The organism is Kitasatospora sp. NPDC004669, assembly GCF_040609455.1.
Classification (GTDB): domain Bacteria; phylum Actinomycetota; class Actinomycetes; order Streptomycetales; family Streptomycetaceae; genus Kitasatospora.
The window spans coordinates 53,992-73,433 of the sequence record NZ_JBEXKB010000046.1; the positions used below are offsets into that span (position 1 = coordinate 53,992).

General features: G+C 74.1%; 16 protein-coding genes. 4 read left to right on the top strand and 12 right to left on the bottom strand.

The features are described 5' to 3' along the window. Positions 1–50 precede the first annotated feature (50 nt). Positions 51–2,114, bottom strand: coding sequence for an ATP-binding protein (locus ABZW30_RS31335; protein WP_355674594.1), 2,064 nt, complete (start codon positions 2,112–2,114; stop codon positions 51–53). A gap of 240 nt (positions 2,115–2,354) precedes the next feature. Between ABZW30_RS31335 and gabT the strand changes: the two genes are divergently transcribed. Both gabT and ABZW30_RS31345 read left to right on the top strand, forming a co-directional pair. Then, positions 2,355–3,710 carry a 4-aminobutyrate--2-oxoglutarate transaminase gene (gene gabT, locus ABZW30_RS31340; protein WP_355674595.1) on the top strand — a complete coding sequence of 452 codons (1,356 nt, stop codon included), beginning with the start codon at positions 2,355–2,357 and terminating at the stop codon, positions 3,708–3,710. Positions 3,711–4,194: 484 nt separating this feature from the next. Beyond that, positions 4,195–4,833 carry a phosphatase PAP2 family protein gene (locus ABZW30_RS31345; RefSeq protein ID WP_355674596.1) on the top strand — a complete coding sequence of 213 codons (639 nt, stop codon included), beginning with the start codon at positions 4,195–4,197 and terminating at the stop codon, positions 4,831–4,833. On the opposite strand, the gene ABZW30_RS31350 is transcribed toward ABZW30_RS31345, so the two are convergent. After that, positions 4,806–5,138 carry a DUF2218 domain-containing protein gene (locus ABZW30_RS31350; protein ID WP_355674597.1) on the bottom strand — a complete coding sequence of 111 codons (333 nt, stop codon included), beginning with the start codon at positions 5,136–5,138 and terminating at the stop codon, positions 4,806–4,808. The two genes, ABZW30_RS31345 and ABZW30_RS31350, sit on opposite strands and share 28 nt — an antisense overlap. A gap of 166 nt (positions 5,139–5,304) precedes the next feature. On the opposite strand from ABZW30_RS31350, the gene ABZW30_RS31355 reads away from it, so the two are divergent. Continuing rightward, positions 5,305–5,850, top strand: coding sequence for a MarR family transcriptional regulator (locus ABZW30_RS31355; RefSeq protein ID WP_355674598.1), 546 nt, complete (start codon positions 5,305–5,307; stop codon positions 5,848–5,850). Here the strand turns inward: ABZW30_RS31355 and ABZW30_RS31360 are convergent. Then, positions 5,741–6,682 carry an EamA family transporter gene (locus ABZW30_RS31360; RefSeq protein WP_355674610.1) on the bottom strand — a complete coding sequence of 314 codons (942 nt, stop codon included), beginning with the start codon at positions 6,680–6,682 and terminating at the stop codon, positions 5,741–5,743. The genes ABZW30_RS31355 and ABZW30_RS31360 overlap by 110 nt on opposite strands. A gap of 103 nt (positions 6,683–6,785) precedes the next feature. Here ABZW30_RS31360 and ABZW30_RS31365 point away from each other — a divergent pair, with 103 nt between their 5' ends. Beyond that, positions 6,786–7,691 carry a LysR family transcriptional regulator gene (locus ABZW30_RS31365; protein ID WP_355674599.1) on the top strand — a complete coding sequence of 302 codons (906 nt, stop codon included), beginning with the start codon at positions 6,786–6,788 and terminating at the stop codon, positions 7,689–7,691. On the opposite strand, the gene ABZW30_RS31370 is transcribed toward ABZW30_RS31365, so the two are convergent. The 9 genes from ABZW30_RS31370 to ABZW30_RS31410 form a co-directional block, all read right to left on the bottom strand. Then, positions 7,688–8,452: a ZIP family metal transporter gene (locus ABZW30_RS31370; protein WP_355674600.1), complete on the bottom strand. Its 765-nt coding sequence runs from the start codon at positions 8,450–8,452 to the stop codon at positions 7,688–7,690. The two genes, ABZW30_RS31365 and ABZW30_RS31370, sit on opposite strands and share 4 nt — an antisense overlap. A 296-nt stretch (positions 8,453–8,748) precedes the next feature. Beyond that, positions 8,749–10,536 carry a restriction endonuclease gene (locus tag ABZW30_RS31375; RefSeq protein WP_355674601.1) on the bottom strand — a complete coding sequence of 596 codons (1,788 nt, stop codon included), beginning with the start codon at positions 10,534–10,536 and terminating at the stop codon, positions 8,749–8,751. Positions 10,537–10,650: 114 nt separating this feature from the next. Beyond that, positions 10,651–12,450: a hypothetical protein gene (locus ABZW30_RS31380; RefSeq protein WP_355674602.1), complete on the bottom strand. Its 1,800-nt coding sequence runs from the start codon at positions 12,448–12,450 to the stop codon at positions 10,651–10,653. A 218-nt stretch (positions 12,451–12,668) separates the two neighbouring features. Beyond that, positions 12,669–12,983 (bottom strand): cupin domain-containing protein, encoded by a 315-nt coding sequence (locus ABZW30_RS31385; protein ID WP_355674603.1) that lies wholly within the window; start codon positions 12,981–12,983, stop codon positions 12,669–12,671. 151 nt (positions 12,984–13,134) lie between these two features. Beyond that, the gene (locus tag ABZW30_RS31390; protein ID WP_355674604.1) at positions 13,135–13,791 is read right to left on the bottom strand and encodes a YigZ family protein; all 657 of its coding nucleotides are present in this window, start codon (positions 13,789–13,791) and stop codon (positions 13,135–13,137) included. Between the two features lie 178 nt (positions 13,792–13,969). Next, positions 13,970–15,271 carry an aldolase/citrate lyase family protein gene (locus ABZW30_RS31395; RefSeq protein WP_355674605.1) on the bottom strand — a complete coding sequence of 434 codons (1,302 nt, stop codon included), beginning with the start codon at positions 15,269–15,271 and terminating at the stop codon, positions 13,970–13,972. A gap of 126 nt (positions 15,272–15,397) precedes the next feature. Continuing rightward, the gene (locus ABZW30_RS31400; RefSeq protein ID WP_355674606.1) at positions 15,398–16,954 is read right to left on the bottom strand and encodes a DUF2637 domain-containing protein; all 1,557 of its coding nucleotides are present in this window, start codon (positions 16,952–16,954) and stop codon (positions 15,398–15,400) included. A gap of 195 nt (positions 16,955–17,149) precedes the next feature. Next, complete coding sequence (locus tag ABZW30_RS31405) at positions 17,150–17,815, bottom strand: response regulator transcription factor (RefSeq protein ID WP_355674607.1); 666 nt, start codon at positions 17,813–17,815, stop codon at positions 17,150–17,152. Then, positions 17,767–19,176 carry a histidine kinase gene (locus ABZW30_RS31410; protein ID WP_355674608.1) on the bottom strand — a complete coding sequence of 470 codons (1,410 nt, stop codon included), beginning with the start codon at positions 19,174–19,176 and terminating at the stop codon, positions 17,767–17,769. Before ABZW30_RS31410 ends, ABZW30_RS31405 begins: the two co-directional genes overlap by 49 nt. Positions 19,177–19,442: the final 266 nt, after the last annotated feature.

Genomic DNA, 19,442 nt, shown 5'->3' on the forward strand with positions numbered 1-19,442 from the left:
GAATCCACCTCGAAGGCGACTTCCCTCCCGCCCCCTCCGCGGCCCCCGACTCACCCCCGCAAGTCCACCAACAACGGCGGCACCTGCTCCCCCGACACCGCCGTCAGCGACACCACCGCATGCCCCGCCGGCAACGCGTGCGCCAGATCCGACGGCGACCACCGCAACCGCTCCACATCCCGCGTCGTCACGGACTCGGTCTGCGCCGTCGTACCCGACAGGGCCCTCCGCCCGAAACGACCGGCGCGCCTTATCACTCCGCCGGAGGTGTCGGGGGTGTGGGTCACCGCGGTCTCCTGCACCAGGTGCGTCCCCCAGGCCTCCGAGAACAGCCGACCGTCCCACGGCGCGATGCCCGGGAAGGCCATCCGGCAGCCGACCGCACCGAACAGCGGCGCCCTCAGCGCCTCCGGCAGCTCCACCAGCGTCCGCAGCAACAGCACCGTGCCCGCGTTCGCACCGCGCATCCGCTGCAGGCCGCGAACGGAGCCGGCGTCCAGCGCGGCGGAGGCGTCGTCCACCACCAGCCCGGCGAACAGCGAGCGGTCCTCGCGGGAACCGGCCGCCTGCACGAACTGACCCACCACCAGCCGGGACAGCATCCGGGCCGCCTCCGGGTGGCTGCGCTCCGGCAGCTTCACCCGGACCCGCAGCGGGTGGTCCAGCACCCGCATCGCGAACGGGGGGCGGCCGGCGCCGTCGGTCGCGAAGGCGCCCTCGAAGGCGGGCCGGTCCAGCAGCGCCAGCCGGTCCGCGAGCAGCGCCCCGGGGTCGTCCGCCCGGCCGCGCTGGCGCTCCCGGTGCTCCAGGTCCCGCTCGTACACGGTCAGCCGACCGGCCACACCGAGCCCCTTCACCAGCCCCGCCAGCGCGTCCGGGTCACCGCTCAGCAGCGCCCGCAGCTCGCGCACCCCCGGGTAGCGGCGGAACGCGGCGTGGAACGGGCCGACCACCTGCTGCAGCGCCGTCCTGGCGTTCTCGGCGCGGGCCGTCAGCTCGTCCGGCAGCAGGGCGTCGGCCAATCGGGCGGCCGCCTCGTCCGGGTCCTGCGCCGCACCGTAGAGGTCCAGCCCGTACAAGGAGGCCGGGTCGCCGGGGGCGATCACCACGTCGTACCAGGCGTCCGGGCCGAGGTCGGCGTCCGCCGCCCCGACCACCACCGCGCACGCGGTGCCGGCCAGCGCCTGCAGGCACAGCGCCTCGGCCACCGGCCGGGCCAGCCGCGCGGTCTTCCCGGTGCCAGCCGGGCCGACCGCCAGCAGCGAGGTACCCAGCACCGCCGGATCCAACGCGAAGCCGGCCGCCCGGTGGCTCAGCGGGTTCTTCGGCACGTCCTGGGCGACGCCGAGGCAGACCTGACCGAGCAGCAGATCATGCCGCCGGGCCCGGCCGGGCAGCTCACGCGACTCCGAGGGGTGGGCGAACGCCGCCGCACCGCGGGCGGCCACCTGCTCGGTGAAGGCGGGCACGAACACCGGATCCGCCTGCGCGGACTCCCAGGCCCGCTGGATCCGCACGTAGTCGACGTCGCCGACCGCCTCGGCGTCCAGCCGCGCCGCCGCCTCGGTCGCCCCGCCCTGGCGCAGCCCGTCCCAGGGGTCCTGCCCGCCGGTGGCCTCCGCCGCCGCCCCGTCCTCCTCGCCGGGCGCCTCCTGGGTCACCGTGCGGGACAGCAGCGGGGCGACGTAGCGGCGCCACACCTCGGGCCAGCGGCCCATCCGGCCGAAGACCTTGATGACGGCCACGGCCACGACGAGATTCACCGACAACCCGACGACGGTCACCTGCGTCTCGGTGGGGTGCTCGACCCAGACGGTCATCACGATCAGGCGGAGTACCAGCTGGGTGCCGTAGACAAAGGCCAACCACCCCACCACCGCGTTGAGCCCCGCCCGCAGCAGCAGCGGCCAGGTCGGGACCTTGGCCGCCTCGGCGCGCTCCGGGTCGATGCGGCGGTAGCCGAGCCGGTAGACGCCGGGTCCGGCGTCGGGGCGCGGGGCGGTGGCCCAGTCGGCGAGGTCGAAGGCGGGCGCGCCGGGCCGCTGGTGGGGAAGGGGGGTGGGGGGTCTGGTGGTGGTGCGCTCGCCGTGGTGGTGTGACCCGTCCTGTGCCATGTACGGCCCCGCTCCCTCGCCCGCCCGGCCCGACCGCCGTCGGTGCCGCCATACCCATGCCGCCGTACCGGCGACACGCCCGCGCTCAGGGTAGTGGAGCGGGGCCTGCGAGTAGTCGCGCCACCCGCGCTGGCCGCGCCGGACAAGTCGGACGGCGCAGTGCTACCGAGTGGCGCATGCCTGGTCGGGGAGGGCGGCCGTAGCCTGCCAAGCACCGAGCCGAGAAGTCTGGAGATACCCATGAGCGCCGTAACGCCGCTCCCGCAGGAGCGCCGCCTGGTCACCGCGATCCCCGGTCCGAAGTCGCAGGAGCTGCAGGCCCGCAAGCTGGGTGCGGTGGCGGCCGGCGTCGGCACCACGCTGCCGGTGTACGTCACCCGTGCCAACGGCGGTGTGCTGGAGGACGTGGACGGCAACTCGCTGATCGACTTCGGCTCCGGCATCGCCGTGACCAACGTCGGCAACAGCGCCGAGGCCGTGGTGGCCAAGGCGAGCGAGCAGCTGGCCGCCTTCACCCACACCTGCTTCATGGTGACCCCGTACGAGGGTTACGTGGCCGTCGCCGAGCAGCTGAACGAGCTGACCCCGGGCGACCACGAGAAGCGCACGGCGCTGTTCAACTCGGGTGCCGAGGCGGTCGAGAACGCGGTGAAGATCGCCCGCGCCTACACCAAGCGCACCGCCGTCGTGGTGTTCGACCACGGCTACCACGGCCGCACCAACCTGACCATGGGCCTGACGGCGAAGAACATGCCGTACAAGCAGGGCTTCGGTCCGTTCGCCCCGGAGATCTACCGGGTGCCGGTGGCCTACCCGTACCGCTGGCTGACCGGTGCGGAGAACTGCGCCGCCGAGGCCGCCGCGCAGGCGATCGACATCATCGACAAGCAGATCGGCGCCGAGAACGTCGCGGCGATCATCATCGAGCCGATCCAGGGCGAGGGCGGCTTCATCGAGCCGGCCAAGGGCTTCCTGCCGGCCGTCGTGGAGTACGCGAAGGCGAACGGCATCGTGTTCGTCGCCGACGAGATCCAGACCGGCTTCTGCCGCACCGGCCAGTGGTTCGCCTGCGAGGACGAGGGCATCGTCCCGGACCTGATCACCACCGCCAAGGGCATCGCCGGCGGTCTGCCGCTGGCCGCGGTGACCGGCCGCGCCGAGATCATGGACGCCGCGCACGCGGGCGGCCTGGGCGGCACCTACGGCGGCAACCCGGTGGCCTGCGCCGCCGCGCTGGGCTCCATCGAGACCATGAAGGAGCAGGACCTCGTCGGCAAGGCGCAGCGGATCGGCGAGGTCATGCTGGGCCGCCTGCGCTCGATGCAGGAGAAGTTCGACATCATCGGGGACGTCCGCGGCCGCGGCGCGATGATCGCCGTCGAGCTGGTGAAGCCGGGCGGCAAGGAGCCGAACGCGGAGGCCACCGCGGCCATCGCCAAGGCCTGCCACGCCGAGGGCCTGGTCGTGCTGACCGCCGGCACCTACGGCAACGTGCTGCGTTTCCTGCCGCCGCTGGTGATGCCGGAGCACCTGCTGAACGAGGGCCTGGACATCATCGAGGGCGCGTTCGCGCTCCAGGGTGTCACCGCCGCCTGATCCAGGCGCCACCTGCCCGCCGGAGGGATGTCCGGACAGCGCTGAACGGCCCGTGGGGACCTCTGGTCCGCACGGGCCGTTCGGTTTGTACGGGGTAGGGGTTCGGCGGCCGGGCGTGATCGACGGGACGGCCCGGAGGCTTGCCCGGGGCGGGGTGAAGATGATGTGCGGAATCGCTGAAGGCGCTCGGCGCGGAAGGGCGGGTGACGTAGTGTCATCGCAGATGGACAGCGAGCCTCAGCCATTGGCGGAGCCGCCGGCGGAGCCACCCCCAGGGGCGGGTCCGCGTGGGCGCCGCGAGGACAACCAGGCCGCCCCGCGAGGGTCGGCGCATACCGAAGGCCGATCGACCGACCGTCCGACCCACACCCCCCGGGGCGCACGGAACGGCGATCATCAGAGCCGCCCCGGAGCTCTCCCCCCTGCTCCGGGGCGGCTGTCCGCCGTCCTGGGCCGGGCGGCCCGGGCGGTGGCGGTGCCGGTGGTGGCGGCGGTCGTGCTGCTGCTGGTGTCCTGGCAGGTGGCGGTGGACGGGCCGCTGCTGGGGCTGGACCGCTCGGTCCGCCGGGCGGTGCGGGCGGCCCACCCGAACTCGCTGCTCGACCCCCTCGGCCACCTGTTGTCGAACCTGGGCAGCGCCGTCCCCGCCGTCCCGGTGCTACTGGCGGCCGGGGCGCTGGCCGCCTGGTGGTGGCGTCGGGCGGGGGCGGCGCGCTGGTGGGTGCCGCTGCCGGTGGCGGTGCTGGCCTCGGGGTTGATCCCGCTGTTGGTGGTCCCGGCGAAGACGGCGTTCGCCCGGCCGGGCCCGCTCGGGGATCCGCTGACGCCGGAGCAGTGGGGCTGGTACCCGTCCGGGCACACCGCGACCGCGACGCTCTCGTACGGGGTGGCGGCCTTGCTGTTGGCCCGGGCGGCCGACCCGTGGGCGGCCCGTGGGCTGACGGCGGGGGCGGTGCTGCTGGCGCTCGGGGTGGGCGCGGGGCTGATGTGGAGCGACTTCCACTGGATGCTGGACGTGGTGGCCGGCTGGTGCCTGGCCGTCCTGGTGCTGTGGGCGCTCGACCGGTGGCTGCCCCGACCGGGCACCCGAAGGCCTCAGGCCTCGGACTCCTCGTTGCGGTGAACGAGGCCGGCCTCGCCGTTGTCGCGGTGCCATTCGACGACGAGTTCGTCACGGGCACCGAAGCGAACGAGGTGGCGGCCGACCACGTCCTCCAGGCCGGGCAGGTTCTCGCGCTCGCCCTCGACGGTCAGCAGCAGCGCGTCGGCCTGGGCCTCCAGGGTGGCGGTGCCGGCGGCGAAGGCCAGGGTGCCGCGGCCGGTCTCCGGGGAGAAGGACGTCTCGATCCTGCGGCTCATGTGGGCGGCGAGCTGCTTGGCGTAGCGGGCGGGGCGGTCGGTGGCGACGCGCGCGACGGAAACGGGCATGGGCCCTCCAGGGTCGGGGAGGAAACTTAGGGTCGCCTCACTTCGGCCTACACTAGCCCAGATACTGAGCTAAGCTCAACATATTTCCCCGATCGCCCTCCGCCGCCCGCCGCAGGCCCCCGACCGGCCGATACGCTTGGCCGGACGCCAGCCGAGGAGACCGCCGATGACCACCACGCCGACCGACGACCCGGCGGATCCCTCCCCCGACCCGGGACCGGACGCCCCGGGCAGCGCGGCCGAGCTGGCGGACGCGATGACCAGGGCGATCAAGCGGATCCGCCGCCAGACCGGCTGGCGGCTGGAGCCCTACGGCATCACCCCGGGCCAGGCCCGGGCACTGCGCACGCTCGCCCACGCGCCCGGCTGCGAGACCCCGGATCACGCGATGCGGCTGAGCGACCTCGCCGAGAAGCTGCACATCGCCCCGCGCTCGGCCACCACCGTGGTCGACGCCCTGCAGGAGGCCGGACTGGTCGAGCGCAGCCCCGACCCGGCCGACCGGCGGGCCGTACGGCTGCTGCTGACCGAGGCCGGCCGCGCGGCGGTGGAGCGGATCGTGCAGGTCCGGGACGAGGTGGCACAGGAGTACTTCGGTGAGGTCAGCCCCGAGGACGAGGAGGTGCTGCTGCGAGTGCTGCGCTCCGCCGAGGCCCGCTTCCTCGCAGCCGGGCCACCGCGGCGGTCGGCAGACCCGGGCGCAGCGCGGTGATCCCGATCCCGGCGATCACCAACAGCGCCGCCGCACCGGCCTGCGGGGTGATCCGCTCGCCGAGCAGCAGCCAGGCCGAGGACATCCCGAACACCGGCACCAGCAGCGAGTAGGGCGCGACGGCGGTGGCGTCGTAGCTGCGCAGCAGGTAGCTCCAGGCGACGAAGCCGAACAGGGTGGAGACCAGCCCGACGTAGCCGATCGCGCCGAGCCCGCCGAGGGTGATCCCGCGCAGCGCGCGCAGATCCGCGTCCGGGCCCTCGACCAGCAGGGACAGGCCCAGCAGCGGCAGTGGCGGGACGGCGCTGACCCAGACCATCCAGCGCAGCGCGTCCGGCGGCGCGGCCTTGCGGGTCAGCACGTTGGACAGGCCCCAGGCCACGGCGGCCAGCACCACCAGGACGAAGGCGCCGAGCGGGCCGCCGAGGCCTTGGTCGAACGCGCTCAACGCGATGCCCGCGAAGGCGATCGCCAGGCCGAGCAGCCGCTGCCCGCCCGGGCGCTCGCGCAGCAGGACGGCCGCGAACAGGGCGGTGAAGCCGGCCTGGCCCTGGAGTGCCAGGGAGGAGAGGCCGGCCGGCATCCCGGCGTGCATGCCCAGGAAGAGCAGTCCGAACTTGACCACCCCGAGGACCAGGCCGACCGCCAGCACCCAGCGCCAGGCCACCTTGGGCGGGCCGACGAAGAAGACCGCGGGCACGGCGACCACGGCGAACCGCAGGGCGCAGAAGAGCAGCGGCGGGAAGCTGTCCAGGCCGACGTGGATGAGGACGAAGTTGAGGCCCCACACTGCGGCCACCAGGACGGCCAGGGCGATGTGACGGGGAGGCATGCCGTTCCGGGCGGCGGGTGCTGCGGTCATGGGTCGAGCATGGCGGCAGTAGAACGTGTAGCACCAGCGATGAATTCTGAAGGGAACACTTTAGGATTGCTGCATGATGGATCTGGGGCGTCTGCGGGCGCTGCACGCGGTGGCGGTGCACGGTTCGGTCGGCGGGGCGGCCGCCGCGCTCGGGTTCACGCCCTCGGCGGTCTCGCAGCAGATCGCCAAGCTGGAGCGGGAGACCCGGACGGTGCTGCTGGAGAAGCAGGGTCGGGGCGTGGTGCTGACCGACGCGGCGCGCGAGCTGGCCGCCACCGCCCAGGCGGTGCTCGGGCTGGTGGAACAGGCCGAGGTGCGGTTGGAGGAGCAGCGCGGCCAGGCGGTCGGGCGGCTGCTGGTCGCCGCCTTCGCGACCGGCGCGCGCGGGCTGATGCCCGGGGTGCTGGCCGAGCTGCGGCGGCGCTGCCCGGAGCTGGATGTACGACTGCTGGAGAGCGACCCGTACCCGGCGGCGGAGCTGGTGGCCCGGGGCGAGGTGGACCTGGCGCTGGTGCAGGACTGGCCGAGCGTGCCGCTGCCGGTGCAGGAGGGGTTGGCCCGGCTGGACCTCGGGACGGACCCGGTGGACCTGCTGCTGCCGGACGGGGACGAGCTGGCGGCGCTGGACGCGGTGCCGTTGGAGCGGCTGTGCGGGCAGCGCTGGATCAGCGTGCCACCGGGCAACATCTGCCACGACTGGCTGGTCCGCACCCTGCGTGAGGCCGGCGAGGAGCCGGACGTGCACTACCAGGTCGGCGATTTCGAGACCCAGATCGCGCTGGTCGCGGCCGGTCTGGGGATGGCTGTGGTGCCCCGGCTCGGCCGTGGCCCGTTGCCGCCCGGGGTGGCGGCCCGCCCGGTGGCCTCGCAGCCGAGCCGACGGGTGTTCGCGCTCTGGCGGGCCCAGACCTCCCGGCGGCCGGCGATCACCGAGGCGCTGGCGGCGATGCGGGAGTGCTGGAGCTCTCTTCCGGCTTAGCCGGCGAAGCCGATGACCAGCCACATGAAGCCGACCCCGGCGACGGTGCACAGCAGGGTGCTGCGCGAGGGGTGCGGGCTGTGCGCCTCCGGGAGGATGTCGGAGGTGGCCAGGTAGAGCAGGAATCCGGAGAAGAAGCCCAGGTAGAGGCCGAGCAGGTGCTCCGGGATGGTGAAGGCCAGGGTGATCGCGGCGCCGGAGACCGGGGCCAGCGCGTCGGCCGCGAGCAGGGTCAGCGCCCGGCGCCGGTTGTTCCCGTACAACCGGGTGATCGTGTACGTGTTGAAGCCGTCGGCGAAGTCGTGCGCGACCACCGCGATGGCCACCACCGTGCCGACCGTGGTCCCGGCCTGGAAGGCGGCGCCGATCGCGAAGCCGTCCATCACGCTGTGCCCGACCAGGGCCAGCGCGGCGGTCAGCCCGATGCCCTGGGCCCCGGCGTGGTGGGCGTGGGCATGGTGGTGGCCGTGGGTGTGCTCGGCGTACTCGCCCTCGTGGCCGCGGTGGATGGCGACCGCGCGCTCGACCACGTGGATGGTGAGGAAGCCGACCGCGAACATCAGCAGTGCCTGCGGCACACCGTGCACCTCGCCCGGCGCCTGGTGGATGGCCTCGGGCAGCAGGTCGAAGGCGACCACGCCGAGCATCAGGCCGGCCGCGAAACCGAGTACCAAGTGGCGGCGGTCGCCGGTGCGCTGGGCGACGAAGCCGCCGATCAGCGTCATCAGGAACGCCCCGGCGGCGACCAGGACGGCGGTCATCGGGCCGCCTCCCGCGCTGGGTCCGCCGAATGGCCGGTGCCGCCGTGTGAACTGCCGAGCGCTCTGCCCATTCCTCTCCCCCTGGGGTCCGCCCGTGGCCGGGCCGACCGCCGACCGTACCGGACGGCCGTTCGAGGGTGGTCGCCCGGGGGGGGTACCGGGGCCGACGGGGTCCGGTCCTCAGCCTCGGTCCGGGGCCGACCGGGCGCCCGCCGGGTGGGCCGTCGGAGTGAACTCCGCGGCCGGGTCCGTCAGGCCTGTCCGGTCTACTGGGCCCGTCAGGTCCGTCGGGCCGCTCAGAGGCCGGCGGCGAGCGGCAGACCGAGATGGGTGCGGGCGAGTTCGCGGACGCCGTCGCCGTCGATCAGGTGGATGTGCCGGTGGCTCTCCTCAGCGGTGAGCTCCAGGGCCTCGTCGGTGAAGCGGCCGGTGGTCAGCCGCAGGCCGCGCTCGGCGGACTCCTCGGTGACGGCCTCGGCCAGGGTCGCGATCTGCTCGGCGGTCACCGGCGTTGCACCCCGGGAGGCCCAGACCACCCAGCGGCCGGGCAGCGCGCTGCCGGGGGATCCCTCGCCGGTGGCGACCAGCCCGGCCGGGCCGCGCAGCCGGACGCTCCACTCGGCCAGCCCGCCCCGGGTGAGCAGGTCGCGCACCAGCTGGGCGAACTCATTGGCGGACAGGTCGGGCGCTGCCGGGACGGTGGCGCCGGCCTGGGCGGCCGGCTGGACGACCGCCCGGGCGTACGGATCCGGAGTGACGGCGGCGCCGAGCTGGCGCAGCCGGACCAGGGCCTCGTCCTGCTCCGCGTCGGCGTAGACGCCCTCGTCGTCGCGCTCCTCGTAGGGGGTCTCCGGCGGCAGCAGCCGGGTGCGGGCCAGCGCGTCACGGTCGGCGTCCACACTGAGCAGGCAGAGCGGCTCGGTCGCACCGGGCTCGCGCAGCCAGCCGTTGAGGACGACGCCGGCGAGTATCTCGTCGGTGTCGACGGCGTCGGCGGCCTGCAGGGCGCGCAGGGCGAGCCGGGCGACCAGCCGCAGGTAGTCGGTGGCCCGGTCCGCGGGCGGGCGCGGCACCGGGACGATGTCTCCGTCGGGGGCGAGCCGGTAGCCGCTGAGCGAGGGCACCAGGTCGAGCGGGGGCAGGTCGAGGTCCAGCACAGCGGTGCGGGTGAGCGGGCGGAAGACCGCCCGGCAGGGGGCGGGGAGGTCCTGGGTGGCGGTCTCAGCGGCGGCCAGGGCCCGCTCCAGCAGCGACTCCACGGCGGCCGGCTCGGCCAGCCGGTAGGCGCGCCGGCACTCCTCCAGGCTCTCGTTGTACTCGCGCACGGCTCGGGCGCGGGCCTCCTCGGCCGCCTCGTGGGCGCGCCGGGACTCGTCGGCGGCCGGGCGGCCGGCCTCGGCCTGGCGGGTGCGCCACTCGCGCAGGGTGCGCTGGTGCGTCAGCCGGGCCTGGGCCAGTTCACGCTGGTAGCCGGAGTCGAGCAGGCGGCGGGACGGACCGCTCTCCGGGTCGGCCGTGGTCGGCTCGGCGGGGGCGAAGTCCTCCCAGCGGGGCGCGGGCTCGTCGAGGACCGTCGGACCGTCGGCCGAGTAGGGGCGGGGTTCGTAGTGGCGCAGCTGACTCTCGAAGTCCATGGCCGAGACGGGCAGCGCGGCCCGCCGCAGCAGGTCGGTCAGCCGGTCGTGCTCGGCCTGGACGGTGAGCGTGCGGTGGTGGGTCAGGGCGGCGGCCCGGCCGTGCGCGGCGACGCCGTCCCCGGGGTCGGCGGAGCCGGGGGCGGAGGAGCCAGGGCCGGCGGAGCCGGGGGCGGAGGAGCCAGGGCCGGCGGAGCCGGAGGCGGACGAGCCGTCGCCCGCGTCGCCGCCCGGATCGCCGGCCGGAGCCCCGGTTGGCCGGCCGGGGACGGACGGACCCTCAGCTGCCGCGTCCCCGCCCGGACGGCCGGGCCCGGGCAGGGACGCGGCCTCGTCCGGCTCCGGGCCCTGGTCGGCGCCGAGGTCGCGGAAGACCGAAGCGAGGAAGCCCGGTTGCGGGAACTGGACGGTGGAGGCGCCGTCGGACTGGCCGTCTGCTGAGTACTGCATCGGTCGTCGTTCCCCCATGCTCGTCCGGCGCCTGCCCGGGGCGGCCGACCCGCTCTCGGCCCGCCCCCTGCCGGACATTGTCCACCGAACGGGCGCGGCGGTCAGCCAAGCCGGTCAGTTGGTCCGGGTGTTGGTCAGGTGCAGGCCGATGTAGCCGACGTAGATCCGGCCACTGCCGGAGCAGTCGTCCAGGTAGTGCAGCCGGGGCGCGGTGCGGCCGCCACCGATCCGCAGGTGCGCGCCCATGAACGCGCGCCGGGAGGCGTCCACGCATTCCGGGACCGGCAGCATCCGTTCACGTTTCCACTTGGTGTGGCTGAACACCGTCCGGGACTCCCCGCGCACCGCCTTGCGGGGCGGGAAGCGGTGGCAGCCGTCCGGGGTGTGCTCACACCACTGCTTGAAGTCCCCGCCGGCCGCGCCGCGCACGGCCGCCTCGGCGTACTCCTGCAGGGCCGTCAGACCGTCCCAGGCGAGCCGGGCCCAGCCGGCGCCGGCGCATTGGAGGCCGTCCAGGGCGAGCGCGGACTTCTGGTCGCCGGTGAAGGTGAGCAGCGGGAATTCGCCGAGCCTGGCCATGAGTTCGGTGAAGGTCTCGGGCTTGCCGATCCGCCCAGTGGGCTGGGCAGCGGGGCGCCGACCGACGGCCGGGCCGGTGCCCGGGGTGGTGCAGTGGCGGCCGTTCAGGCCGCGGGCGCCGGTGCGGAGGCGACCCTCGTGGCCGTCCCGGGGCTGGCCGCGGTCGCGGCGCTCCAGGCGCAGGGTGTGCCGGACCCGCTCCAGTTCGTCGGCCCTGGCCTGCTGCTCGGCGCGGTCCTGCTGCTCCTCGCGGGCGAGCGCGGCCAGTTCGGAGGCCGTGTCGGCGGTGACATAGGCGGTCGCGTCGGCCGACGCGGCCATGGCCTGCTGGGCGGCCGAGCGTTGCTGCGGCGACGGGACCCGCAGCACTGGGACGGCCGCGAGCGGCGGCGGCAACGGCTGGTCGGCGGCGAGGCGGCGCGGCTCGCGGGCGAGCAGGCCGGCGGCGCGGCGGAGGTCCTGTTCTATTCGGCCCCGGGCGAGTACCGGATGTCGGACGCCGTCCTGCCGGGAGGCCGGGTCGACCTCGGGCAGGTAGGTGCGCACCGCCCCGCCGTACACGGTGTGGTACTCCAGCGCGACGTTGAAGCCGGTGCGGGCGCAGGGGTCCAGTACGTAGGCGGTGGCGAGGCCGGGCAGTTGCTGGCAGAGCGGACGGACGACGTCCTCGACCCAGCGGTCGAGCGGGAGGTTCACCGGCACGCTGGCGACCACGGTGGGCAGTCGGCGCTCCGGGTCGCACAGCTCGTCGATCAGGCCGTCGACCTCGTCAGCCGTGATCACCCGGGGCACGGGGTGGACGGCGGCCGGGCCGTCGGTGGCGTCGAGCAGCGGGAGCAGGGTGCGGGCGAGTTCGGGCACCGGCACCCGGCAGGGGGTGCGGACACCGCTGCCGGTGCTGTGGGTCTCGGCCTCCAGCCGGAACCAGGTGCGGCCCTCTGCACCGGTGGCGACGGTGAGGGTGAGCTGCCGGGTGCCGTGCGGGGCCGGGGTGCGCAGGCGGCGGCGGTCGTAGCGGCCGGCGCCCGACGGGCCGCGCAGCGGGCCGTGGTCCCGGTCCAGCAGGATGCGGTCGCCCAGGCGGAGGCGCTCGGCGGCGAGGGGCGTCCCGACGGGGGGCCTTCCGTCGGAGTCCGGCCCGCCGGGGGCACGGAGGGCCGGTGGGGGTTCCTCGCAGCCCTCCTGCTTCAGCCAGGAGGCGAGCTGTTCGTCGGCCAGGGCGACGGCCTCGGCGTGCGGGAGGGCGGTGGTGACGGTCATCCGGTAGGGCGTCGCTGGGCCGCGGGGGCCGGGTAGGTCGGCACCGGCGGGCGACGGCGAGCGGTCTGAGGTCATGCGCATACCTCCGTGGTGCGGGGTGGGGTCTGGTGTCCTCCATCGATGGTTTTCGTCCGGTTCGGCCGGATCCTTGCCCAGGAAACGCCACGGCCCGGAGCGGAAGTTCCAACTCCGGGGCACGACACTACGTTCGAGTGAATCTACTCAAGCCGTCTTCCGCGTGGCGCGACTGCTCGGCTACGGAAGGCGACGGGGGAAGGTCCTCCGGGGCGGCCTCAGGCCTCGGCGGTTCCGGCGCCGCTGCGGCTCCAGGCGGGCTCCGCGACGGATACGGCCAGCGGGCGGCCCTCGGGGACGGCGTAGCCCGCGATCAGTACCACGGGTTCGGTGCCGAGGTTGCGGCCCTCGTGGATGTGGACCGGTCCGACCTCCTCGACCAGCGAGTCCCCGGCCCGACTGACCTCGACCCGCCCGTCGTGCAGGGTGCGGGTCAGCGTCCCGGAGAGCACCACCACCTCGACCCGGCCCGGGTGGTAGTGCCAGCCGGTGCCGGCGCCCGGGGGCAGGGTGACGGTCCGGACGAGGGGCATCGAGGGCGGCTTCCTGATCGACGGCCGGATCAGGCTAGGCAGGCCCTCCGAGCGCCGAAACGGACCGGACGCGATCTGGCCGAACATGTGTCCGGAAGGTCGTGCACCCGATGGGATCCTTGGGATCTGTGGGACCCGCGGGAGCTACGGGTCAGACCGGCACCTCGACATAGGTTCGGCCGGCCGGGACCGCCACCGAGGTACCGCCGGTCGCCTCGGCCAGCCAGGTATGGAAACCGGCCACCTCCGCCTCCGGCACGCCCACCTCGATCCGCACCCCGGCGGCCTCGTAGGCGAGGTCGCTCACCACGTACCCGGCGGCCCGCAGGTCGTTCTCCACCCGCCCGGCGCGCACGTGGTCCGCCGTCACCGCGAGCAGCGCCACCGGCCGCCGCTCCAGCAGGCCGATCTCGTCGACCGCCTCCGACACCGCGTTCCCGTACGCCCGCACCAGGCCGCCGGCTCCGAGCTTGATCCCGCCGAAGTACCGGGTCACCACGGCGACGGTGTCGGTCAGACCGCGCCGACGCAGCACCTCCAGCATCGGCACCCCGGCCGTGCCGCCGGGCTCGCCGTCGTCGTTGGAGCGCTCGCGGCGCTGCTCCTCGCCGACCACGAAGGCGGTGCAGTTGTGCCGGGCGTCCCAGTACTGCTTGCGGATGCCGGCGATGAAGGCCTGCGCCTCGTCCTCGTCGGGGACCCGGGCCAGGTGGCAGATGAAGCGGGACTTCTTGATCTCGATCTCGTGGCTGCCGGCCCGCCGGATGGTGAGGTACGGCCTGGTGGTCGGTTCCGGCGTGGCGGACATGGCGCGGTGGTTCTCCCGGGAACGGCGACGGCTGGCGGCGCGCACCCCGGGTGTCCGGGGCGGCACCGCCAGCCTAGTTGGCGCGCGGCCGGCGGGTCGGCGGTCAGTGGCCCACGGGTCAGTGGCCGAAGGATCGGCGGCCGAAGGATTGGCGGCCTGAGGGTCAGCGGCCTGAGGGTCAGCGGCCGGCCAGGGCGTCCAGCTGCGCGCGGTCGAGGCCGGTCAGCGCGGTGACCTCGGCCGGGTCGACGGCGCCGCAGTCCAGGCCGCGCAGCAGGTAGCCGCTGAGCGCCCGGGCGGTGGCCGGCTCGTCCATCACGTCCCCGCCCGCCTTGGCGACGTACGCGGCCAGCCGGGCGGCGGCGGCCGCCAGGCCCTCGCGGTAGAACGAGTACACCGCGACGTAGCGGGTCGGCAGGTGCGCCGGGTGCATGTCCCAGCCCTGGTAGTAGGCGCGGGCCAGCGAGCGGCGGACCAGGTCGTGGTGGAGCTTCCAGGCGGCGTGCACCTGCTCGGTGGAACCGGTGGGGATGACGTTGGTCGAGCCGTCGGAGAGCCGGACCCCGGTACCGGCCGCGGCCGCCTGCATGACCGCCTTGGCGTGGTCGGCGACCGGGTGGTCCATGCCCTGGTGGGCCGCGCTGACCCCGCAGGAGGCGCTGTAGTCGAAGGTGCCGTAGTGCAGGCCGGTGGCACGGCCCTCGGCGGCCTCGATCATCAGGGCGACGGTGGCCCGGCCGTCCGGGCCGAGGATGGCCTGGGTGGTCTCGATCTGGATCTCGAAGCCGATCCGGCCGGCCGCCAGCCCGGCACGGCGCTCGAAGTCCTCCAGCAGCCGGACCAGGGCGGTGACCTGCTCGGCGTAGGTGACTTTGGGGAGCGTCAGCACCAGGCCGTCCGGCAGGCCGCCGTTCGCCAGCAGGGTGGCGAGGAAGAGCTCCAGGGTGCGGATGCCGCGGGCGCGGACGGGCGCCTCCATGCACTTGACCCGGATGCCGATGTACGGCGGCGCGCTGCCCTCGGCCACCGCGGCGGCGACCAGTTCGGCGGCGCGGACGGCGGCGGCGTCCTCCTCGGTGTCCGGGCGGGGGCCGTAGCCGTCCTCGAAGTCGATCCGCAGGTCCTCGATCGGCTCGTGCTGCAGCTTGGCGCGGACCCGGGCGTGCACGTCGGCGAGCAGTTCGTCGTCGGCGACGCCGAGGGCGCGGGCCAGCTCGGCGGGGCTACCTGCGTGGGTGTCGAAGGCCTCCAGGGCCTGGCGGCCCCAGTCCAGTACGGTGTCGGCGCCGAAGGCGTCGGCCGGGACGTAGACGGTGTGCACCGGCTGCCGGGTGCCGGAGTCGCCCGGGTAGCGGCGCGCCAGATCGGCGTCCACCGGGGCGAGCAGCGCCTCCACGACGGCGCGGGCGGCGGCGGAGAAGGAGGCCCCACCCGTCGGCCCGGTTCCGTCGACCTCGACCTCGACCTCGACCTGCGACATCCGCACTCCTCCATGCCGAATCCATGCCGAACCTTCGCTTCAACAATTTGTTGATGCGAAGGTAGCTCCGGCGGGGTCGGGCGTCAATGGCCGACCGAGCGGTGGCCGGACCGTGTCGGCGCGGGCTCAGTCCCTCCCGGCGGCGGCGTAACGGTCGCGCAGCAGCGGGTAGAGCTCGGCGACCTCCTTGGGGTGGACCGAGCCGTCCGGCCCCTTGCCGGTGATGCCGTACTCGGTGGTCAGCCAGGCGGCGAGGCGCTGCGGGTCAGGCTGGTGGCCGTGGTTGTCCATGTACGAGACCAGCGCGTCGTAGGCGATGTCCTGGTCGAGGGGCGCGGTCGCCGGGCGGTGTTCGGGCTGCTCGGCTTGGACAGGCTCCTCGGCCGCAGCGGGCTGCTCGGGCTGGGTCGACCGCTCGGTCTGGGCGTGCTGGGCGGCCGGGGCCGACTGCGGCTCCACGGTCGGCTCGGGCTGCGGGGCGGCCGGACGCTGGGCCTGCGGCCGGGGTGCCGGGGCGGGCACGGGCTCCTCGGCGACCGGGCGCGGCGGCTTGAACCACGGCGAGGCCTGGCCGGGCACCCGCCCGCCCGGGGCGGGGTCGGCCGAATGGCCGGTAGTGCGGACCGGGCGCTCGGTCCAGACGTTCAGCTCCTCGCCGCGCGCCTGCGGGGCGGCCTCGGCCGCCTCCTCCGGCTCCTGGGCGGCACGCAGCCGGACGGCGTGCAGCTTGGCCAGCATCGGCGCGGCGACCTCGGGCGACATCGGCGCGGCAGGCGCGGGGGCCTGGACCTCGGCGGAGGCCTGCGGCTGTGGCTGGGCCTGGACCTGGGCCGGTTCGGGCTGAGGATGCTGGGCCTGCTGCGGGTGCTGGGGTCCCTGCTGTGGGCCCGCGGCGGCGGGGACCGCCGGGGCGATCGCCGTGGCCGCGCGGCTCTGCTGGAGCTGGAGTTCGAGCTCCTTGGCCTTATTCCCCGCCTGGACCTCCTTGGCCTCGCGCTCGCGGGCCTCCTCGTCCAGCCGGTCGAGCAGCGACGGGTCCAGCGGAACGCCGAACTTGGCGAGCTTGAGCGGCAGCAGCGCCTGGATCGGCGCCGAGCGGCGCCAGCCGCGGCCGTACCGGAAGCGCAGCTGCGCGCGGTAGACCAGGCGGTTCTGCTCCAGCCTGATGACCTCCTCGTAGGAGCGGAGCTCCCACAGCTTCATCCGCCGCCAGAGCCGGAAGGTCGGCACCGGGGAGAGCAGCCAGCGCATCACCCGGACCGACTCCATGTGGCGGTCCGCCGTGATCGCCGCGATCCGGCCGACCGCGTGCCGGGAGGCCTCGACCACGACGACGAACAGCACCGGGATGACCGCGTGCATCCCCATGCCGAGCGGGTCACCCCAGGAGGCAGCCGCGTTGAAGGCGATGGTGGCGACGGTCAGCAGCCAGGCCGTCTGACGCAGCATCGGGAAGGGGATCCGCAGCCAGGTCAGCACCAGGTCGAGGGCGAGGAGCACGACGATGCCCGCGTCGACGCCGATCGGGAAGGCGTAGGAGAAGGCACCGAAACCTTTCTCCTGGGCCAGCTCGCGCACCGCGTTGTACGAGCCCGCGAAACCGATGCCCGAGATGATGCAGGCGCCGGCCGCAACCAGGCCGAGCAGGCCACGATGGGCCTTGGTGAGCGTTGGGCGTGCCATTACGTCTATCAACCCCTGGATGTCGGCCGCTGGCGTACGCGCCTCGGCTGCCGGGTCCCGCCAGTCGGGATGCCGGACGGCTGAGCAACCTCCGGGCTCGGCCCATCGGAGTTTACTCGTACGCATGTTTCAGCGTTTCCGCAGGCTGGAGTGTCACAGTGTGGAGCACCCCGCCCGCCGGGGTCGGGCGGACCGTCAGTGGTTCTGCCCGGCCGTGCCGTTGAGGTAGGCAAGCACGGCCATCACCCGGCGGTTGGCGTCCTCGTCCGGGGCGAGTTCGAGCTTGCTGAAGATGTTGGCGATGTGCTTGGCCACGGCACCGTCGCTCACCGAGAGTCGGGCGGCGATCGCCGAGTTGGAACAGCCCTCGGCCATCAGCTCCAGCACCTCGCGCTCGCGCGGGGACAGCCCGAGCAGCGGGCCGGGTCGGCGCGAGGTGGTCTGCATCAACTTGGCGATCACGTCCGGGTCCATCGCCGTCCCGCCCGCCGCCACCCGGCGGACCGCGTCGATGAACTGCCCGGCGTTGAACACCCGGTCCTTCAGCAGGTAGCCGATCCCGCCCGTGCCGTCGGCCAGCAACTCCCGCGCGTACAGCTGCTGGACGTGCTGGGACAGCACCAGCACCGGCAGGCCCCGGATCTCCCGGCGGGCCTTGAGCGCGGCCTGCAGTCCCTCGTCGGTGAGCGTCGGGGGCAGCCGGACGTCGACCACGGCGACGTCCGGGCGGTGGGTCAGCAGCGCCTCCAGCAGTTCGGGGCCGGTCTCCACGGCAGCCGCGATGGTGAAGCCGTGCGCTTCCAGCAGACGGATCAGGCCTTCGCGAAGGAGGTAGAGGTCCTCGGCGAGGACAACTCGCACGGCAACTCCAAGGTGATGGTGGTCGGACCGCCCGACGTGCTGTCGATGGCGAGAACACCGTCGAAGGTACCCAATCGACGCTCGACCCCGCGCAGGCCCGTGCCCCGCGAAGGATCCGCCACGCCCACACCGTCATCCGTCACCGAGACCCGCAGGAACCCGGCCCGGTACAGGATGTCCACCCACACCTGGTCCGCCCCCGAGTGCTTGGCCGCATTGGCCAGCAGCTCGCAGATGCTGAAGTACACGGCCGCCTCCACCGGGGCCGGCAACCGGTCCGGCAGGCTGACGAACACCTCGGTCGGCAACGCGCTGTCCAGCGCCAACGCCCGGACGGCATCGCCCAGTCCGCGCTCGGCGAGCACCGGCGGGTGAATACCGCGGACGAGGTCGCGCAGCTCCTGCAATGCCCGGGCCGAGGACTGCCGGGCCTCCGAGAGGAGCTCCCGTGCTGCCGCCTGGTCGGTGTCCATCAGGTGCTCGATGGTGCCCAACGTCATCCCGATCGCGACCAGCCGAGCCTGGGCGCCGTCGTGCAGATCGCGCTCGATCCGCCGCAACTCGGCCGCCTGGTTGCCCACCGCGTCCGCCCGCGTCTCGGTCAACTCGGCCACCCGCTTGGCCAGCTGGGCGTGCGTCGCCCGGCCGTCCTGGTCCAGCACCCGGCGGGCTGCCTCCGCGTACCCGCGCACCGCGTACGGTGCCACGAGTATCCCGGCGACGATCATGCCGATGCCGACCACGCTGCTCAGCAGGATCGACGTCATGCGCGGGCTCAGCGGGCCGTAGCCGGCCCCGGGAACCGGCCCCGCCAGGGTGTAGGCCGTACCCAGCACCAGCAGCAGGGCCACCGGGCCGGCCAGGGCGACGGCGAGGACGGGATTCACCACCAGCCAGGCCAGCTCAGCGCGGGTGGTGCGGTCCCGCAGGCCACAGTGGACCAGCTGCGCATACTTCGCGACCACCCGCGAGCGGTGATACGAGTACCCCGTCCACCAGTGGCCGCGGTCGTCCAACTCGAGCTCCGGCCGCGGCTCGTAGGCCACCGGAAGACGTATGCCGTACCAGCGCTCCAGGAACCCGCGCGTGCGGTCCGCGGTCTTGCGGACGTAAGCGGTGGCCACCACCGAGCCGGCCACCGCGCCGGCCCCGAGCGTGACCAGGGACGCCGCGTAGTAGTACCCCAGGAACTGGGCCGTCAGCACCCCGGTGAGGATGGCCGCCGCCACCGGCAGCACGAACCCCGGGATCGCGGCCAGCACCACCTGAGCCAGCCGGGCCAGCCCCTGGCCGCCGGCTTCGAAGGCTGCCCGGGTCTGCGCACGTACGGATGTGCCGCTCGTACGAGTCACTGTGGTCACGCAAGCTCCTGATGCCGGTACCGATCGTCCTTCATCAGTGTTCACGAACGACCCGACCGGGACACTGGCCATGGCACCCCAAATCCGAGGTGGACCTAGGACTACCTACCGGTGGTCGGAGCAACACCTGCCGATCGGGAGGGTCCGGAAATGCGAAAAGGCCCACCCGACAAGCCGGGTGGGCCTTTTCTGAAGAATTGTTCGGCGGCGTCCTACTCTCCCACAGGGTCCCCCCTGCAGTACCATCGGCGCTGTGAGGCTTAGCT

What these genes read in the sequence shown, in the direction of transcription:
- ABZW30_RS31335 (WP_355674594.1), bottom strand. Translation starts at nt 2,114, where the DNA reads ATGGCACAGGACGGGTCACACCACCACGGCGAGCGCACCACCACCAGA.
- gabT (WP_355674595.1), top strand. Translation starts at nt 2,355, where the DNA reads ATGAGCGCCGTAACGCCGCTCCCGCAGGAGCGCCGCCTGGTCACCGCG.
- ABZW30_RS31350 (WP_355674597.1), bottom strand. Translation starts at nt 5,138, where the DNA reads ATGCCCGTTTCCGTCGCGCGCGTCGCCACCGACCGCCCCGCCCGCTAC.
- ABZW30_RS31355 (WP_355674598.1), top strand. Translation starts at nt 5,305, where the DNA reads ATGACCACCACGCCGACCGACGACCCGGCGGATCCCTCCCCCGACCCG.
- ABZW30_RS31360 (WP_355674610.1), bottom strand. Translation starts at nt 6,682, where the DNA reads ATGCCTCCCCGTCACATCGCCCTGGCCGTCCTGGTGGCCGCAGTGTGG.
- ABZW30_RS31365 (WP_355674599.1), top strand. Translation starts at nt 6,786, where the DNA reads ATGATGGATCTGGGGCGTCTGCGGGCGCTGCACGCGGTGGCGGTGCAC.
- ABZW30_RS31370 (WP_355674600.1), bottom strand. Translation starts at nt 8,452, where the DNA reads ATGACCGCCGTCCTGGTCGCCGCCGGGGCGTTCCTGATGACGCTGATC.
- ABZW30_RS31375 (WP_355674601.1), bottom strand. Translation starts at nt 10,536, where the DNA reads ATGCAGTACTCAGCAGACGGCCAGTCCGACGGCGCCTCCACCGTCCAG.
- ABZW30_RS31380 (WP_355674602.1), bottom strand. Translation starts at nt 12,450, where the DNA reads ATGACCTCAGACCGCTCGCCGTCGCCCGCCGGTGCCGACCTACCCGGC.
- ABZW30_RS31385 (WP_355674603.1), bottom strand. Translation starts at nt 12,983, where the DNA reads ATGCCCCTCGTCCGGACCGTCACCCTGCCCCCGGGCGCCGGCACCGGC.
- ABZW30_RS31390 (WP_355674604.1), bottom strand. Translation starts at nt 13,791, where the DNA reads ATGTCCGCCACGCCGGAACCGACCACCAGGCCGTACCTCACCATCCGG.
- ABZW30_RS31395 (WP_355674605.1), bottom strand. Translation starts at nt 15,271, where the DNA reads ATGTCGCAGGTCGAGGTCGAGGTCGAGGTCGACGGAACCGGGCCGACG.
- ABZW30_RS31400 (WP_355674606.1), bottom strand. Translation starts at nt 16,954, where the DNA reads ATGGCACGCCCAACGCTCACCAAGGCCCATCGTGGCCTGCTCGGCCTG.